This window comes from Tsukamurella sputi (assembly GCF_007858445.1).
Taxonomy (GTDB): Bacteria; Actinomycetota; Actinomycetes; order Mycobacteriales; family Mycobacteriaceae; genus Tsukamurella; species Tsukamurella sputi.
Genome location: NZ_VIGV01000135.1, coordinates 1 through 582, shown reverse-complemented (window position 1 = coordinate 582; position 582 = coordinate 1). Strand labels below are relative to the sequence as shown.

General features: G+C 33.7%; 1 protein-coding gene. It reads right to left on the bottom strand.

The genetic code is table 11. The features are described 5' to 3' along the window. The coding region (locus FK268_RS24880; protein WP_205124545.1) for a hypothetical protein at window positions 1–343 on the bottom strand (343 nt) is incomplete at its 3' end. Window positions 344–582: the final 239 nt, after the last annotated feature.

The window sequence follows — 582 nt, the reverse complement described above, 5'->3', positions numbered from 1 at the left end:
AATTTGAATAATCGTCATTAGCTAAAAAAACAAGACATAGAAAAGAATCTGGCACAATAATATGACTTTCCCCTAGATTCTTTATTGTAATAACCGCATTCTCAGGAGCAACTGTATCTAGCGCCAGATGAAAGTAGGCTTTTTCTTTGTCAGTAGTGATAGATTTATATGCTCGATAAATACTATCAGTGCTCAATGTAATAACAGACAGAAATGCAATTAACAGAGCTATTGTTGTATTGCTTAACGAAAGAAATCTTCTCCAGTCCTGATATGTCTTGCAATATTTACAGAGCCTTGCAGATTTATTTATTTTCTCACCACAGTCGATGCACTGTTTCATTTGTACTACTCCACAACATTTATTCGTTTGATTATAAGTCTTCTTACATTAATTAGACAGGACAGTAAAAACATTAGATGAAATCACTCCTAAAAATCTTTATAAAGCATAAAATTCGCATTTAAAACCTTTTCACTGAGACTTTACCACCAATAAACCTTTCGGCGCTTAAAACGGCTTTTAAATGCGTTTTGCGTTTTTACTCAAAAGCCTTCGATAAATGTGCGTGAACGGCATCT